Source organism: Aeromonas aquatilis (genome assembly GCF_054052405.1).
The window spans coordinates 1-3620 of the sequence record NZ_JBSTYP010000119.1; the positions used below are offsets into that span (position 1 = coordinate 1).

General features: G+C 45.7%; 5 protein-coding genes. 1 reads left to right on the plus strand and 4 read right to left on the minus strand.

From position 1 onward, the window contains the following. Positions 1 to 95: 95 nt before the first annotated feature. Positions 96 to 980 (minus strand): BrxR family helix-turn-helix transcriptional regulator, encoded by an 885-nt coding sequence (locus ACW5W8_RS23370; RefSeq protein ID WP_498630795.1) that lies wholly within the window; start codon positions 978 to 980, stop codon positions 96 to 98. 266 nt (positions 981 to 1246) lie between these two features. Here ACW5W8_RS23370 and ACW5W8_RS23375 point away from each other — a divergent pair, with 266 nt between their 5' ends. After that, entirely contained in the window at positions 1247 to 1549 is a 303-nt protein-coding gene (locus ACW5W8_RS23375) for an HNH endonuclease signature motif containing protein (RefSeq protein ID WP_081326113.1), read from the plus strand. 190 nt (positions 1550 to 1739) lie between these two features. On the opposite strand, the gene ACW5W8_RS23380 is transcribed toward ACW5W8_RS23375, so the two are convergent. The 3 genes from ACW5W8_RS23380 to ACW5W8_RS23390 form a co-directional block, all read right to left on the minus strand. After that, a complete protein-coding gene (locus ACW5W8_RS23380) occupies positions 1740 to 2258 on the minus strand; it encodes a hypothetical protein (RefSeq protein WP_416312103.1) in 519 nt (172 codons plus the stop codon). A gap of 85 nt (positions 2259 to 2343) precedes the next feature. Beyond that, positions 2344 to 2628 carry a type II toxin-antitoxin system RelE/ParE family toxin gene (locus ACW5W8_RS23385; RefSeq protein ID WP_068982395.1) on the minus strand — a complete coding sequence of 95 codons (285 nt, stop codon included), beginning with the start codon at positions 2626 to 2628 and terminating at the stop codon, positions 2344 to 2346. Further along, positions 2618 to 2857, minus strand: a complete 240-nt coding sequence (locus ACW5W8_RS23390; RefSeq protein WP_182936461.1) for a CopG family ribbon-helix-helix protein — start codon at positions 2855 to 2857, stop codon at positions 2618 to 2620. The genes ACW5W8_RS23385 and ACW5W8_RS23390 overlap by 11 nt, the downstream gene beginning before the upstream one ends. Between the last annotated feature and the right edge of the window lie 763 nt (positions 2858 to 3620).

The following is a 3620-nucleotide window of genomic DNA, read 5'->3' on the forward strand; positions in this document are numbered from 1 at the left end:
CATGTACTCATGTACTCATGTACTCATGTACTCATGTACTCATGTACTCATGTACTCATGTACTCATGTACTCATGTACTCATGTACTCATGTACTCATTGTGCTCTAGGTTCCACTCCAGGCGCAATGCTTTTAATCCCATGAGGTAAGCGCTCAAGAACATCCATATTTCTCAAAGCCAGAAAATAACTACGATCAAGATTTTTATCTAAAGAACAATCAACCTTCCACTTCAACATTTGAAAACCAAACAAAGCAATAGACACATCTTTAACCAGTACCCCGCCAACCATTCCAAGCTCGCGCTCAATAGTCTCTCGATCCTTTTCCTCTAACTTAGGATGAGAGATCAACTCAACCGAAACACTTTCATCCCATTCCAAATCACTGCAAACAGAATCCTCCTTTTTATGATATCCAATAAACTTACCAATCCTATTTATCAAAAGAGATAAATATTTACCATATTTATAGTCGTAACACCTTAAATAAAACATTCCATTCACGTCAAATATTTTAACAGGGTGCACTTTTTTTTCTGAAAACCCACTAGAAAGAGAAATATATTCAAAAGACATAGATAAGTCATTTGATATAGCCCTTGATATTGACAAGACCATGTCTTTTTCTGGGATAGGAAGTAGATCTTTCAGGCTTATTATTGGCGGCTCCACAAAACCAAGATAAGAAGAAACCTTCTTGCTTTTAAGCCTTGAAATAACTGAGGATGAAGATATAGGGTACTCACTCTTAAATGTTGCACTCTTAATCTCATAACGTTTTAAACTTGGGTTAAATTCCAAATTATGGGACGCGATCTCTCTATACCCGCCAAGATCCCTCGTCGCCGCAGCCTCCTTCAGACCAAACCGGTTCATTAAATCCGCGCGAGACAACCACCCTTTAGCCATGAGCAGAAGCTCAATAAATGCCCATCTTTCGGCAACCTTTTGATTTTCATCAGCTTTATCATTAACCACAAAAAACCTCCTGAGAACGCTTGATCTAATCAAAATGATCGGTACAATGATTTTAGGCTCATCGATCACTTTGATCTAGTGAGACTAAAGAAATCATAGCATTCTAAAGAGGAGCACAAAAAATGCTACGACTAGACGATGAAAGTGCAGATTATATCTACCGTCCGTATATCACAGTTAAAGGACGCCGAATCACCAGACCCAATGGTGGCATGTTCAAAATCCCACTCAACCGCCCCAAAAAAGACCAGTAAGAGGTAGCCAACATGAGCAACTGGTCTGCAGAAACGATCTCCGCCGTATGGAACAAAGCCACATTCATATCTCAAGAAAACGAGATGAAAGGGTTCAGGAAAGATCAATGCGGTGCATGGATCAACCGATCTCAATACGGAAATAGAGACAACAAATACGGATGGGAAATTGACCATGTAACCCCAGTATCAAATGGGGGTGGTGATAACTTAGGCAACCTTAGACCACTGCATTGGAAGAACAATGCCGCACGCCAAAACAATCGACTTTCATGCCAAGTCTACAGTGATGGGGTTGAGAACGTAGGCCTGTGATGAACACTGCCAGCCAACAGTCGCGATAGCTGAGGATACTAAGTAGCCTCAGCTATCGAAGACTAAAAAAGACCCGTTACAGGGGGATACAGAAGATATTCATTTTATAAAAATGATCAATCAAATTTAAAAAATGAAGATAAGGAAGCAACACAAACAATCCGCCTACACAGGCTGGAACTCCATGAGATTACCACGCCATCCCTGCATTTTTTAACCAGCAACGCTTGGGCTTGCGGCCATCCAAGGACTTAACGTAAGCATTCCACTCTTCTTTGCTCTTGCCTTTGAGCTCCTGATTCTTGCGATCGACCTCTTCTTGCAATGCCTTGCAATCGGCCTCTGCCTTCGCCTTTTCCTGCTCTTTGGCTTCGATCACTTTAAGTGCCTCAGCATCATCGACCTTGGCAAAGACTTGCTTCCCATTAAGCACCAACGTTTTATCCGATTCTTTGTAAACGCCACTGACGCCAAGCGCCCCAATCGTCAACGTGTTGTCTTTGATGGTCGCAGGAAACTCTTTGCGTTCAACCGAACCATCCAAAATGCTATTTCCATACCTTGTCAGCAAATGACCTTCACCGTTTTTCTCGATTTTCAAATATTCAAAGCGGTCGCCCTGAACCTTCCAAAACCCCAAGAATGGTTTGTCCGCAGACCCGCAGGCGGAAAGCGCCAGAGCCAAAAAAACAGCAACAACAACCCTCATGAAAAACTCCATTTTTTATTTTCAGTGAAAGCGATCAAGATACCAGAACCTTAATAAGAAGGACTCATTCAACCCAACCATTAACTCACAACTGGCTTGGGAAGCGTTGTCTGGTGTGGAATACCCGCAGAATGTGGATCTCATCCCCTTGCACCCGATACGGAAGCAGGAACGGATAGGGCTGCACCACGAGTTCTCTCGTTCCAGGAACCCGCCCGGGCCGCCCCATGGCCGGCTGAGTCGATAACAGGCTAACCAGCCGATACACTTCGCGCACAAACTCCTGTGCAACTATCGGGTTTTCTCTCGATAGGAAGTCGTGCGCATCCTCCAAGTTGAGCGCTGCCTTGCGTAGCCATTTAACCCGCATTGATACCCCACCGACTAAACTTCGCCGCCATCTCTTTTTCCGGTACAAAATCGCCAGAATCAGCCTCGATCAATGCCGCCTCAATCTGCGCGATCTGCCAAGCTTCTCGCGCCAAGTAATCCTGAATGGCTTGGTTGGCCAACCATGATTTGGTTCTACCTGTAGACTGGGCCAGTTGCCCCAATTGCTGGTCTACTTCATCCGGCAGACGGACAGACATTACGCTCATAACACCCCCTTGTAGTCAGATGTTTACATTGTGCGACTAGATAACCATCGATGTCCACCGATCTCCCCTAATTGCAGTACTGCAATTAGGGGTTATACAACCCCCAAAACTGGCGAACCGAAGGGGATTTTGAGGTGCGCATAACGCCTTTTATGTTCAATAGCCGATTTCGCATACCAAAACGGATACCCAAGTCGAAATCCGCCTCCTGTATCGCGTTTTGGCGCATTCCAACCGGTCTACCAAGGCGTTTACCGCCTGAAAGTTTGCAACGCTTCTGAGGCGTTTTTAGGGCCGGAGCCTGCGGGATATTGTTTCAGCGGGTTTTAGCGGCCTATCGCGCATTAGTCTCGGTTGCCCTCCGAGCTATTTGTTCCCGCACCGCCCTGCAAATGTCCCACTTCTGTCCCACTTTTGTACCGGATCTGTTCCGGTTCTGTACCGCTATCCGCTTCGCGGGTGTTCCAGTACCCCCGAACAGTGCCACCCTTAACGATATAGCCACTCTTCGCGCCGTCATTCTGCCCTTAAAAACGGTGGTTCACAGCCATACACATTACGCACCAGCAAAGCTGGTGTAACGCATTGAAAGAAAAGGAGTATTTAATTATGGATGAGTGGCGGAAATGGTGGCGAAAACGCCATAACAGCATGATATCAATGCTGTTTTTATGGGGTCGTCTCAGAAAACGGAAAATAAAGCACGCTAAGCCGGTGGCAGCTGTCGCAACGGCCTGAACTTGCCCGCACCGACCTTGGCACT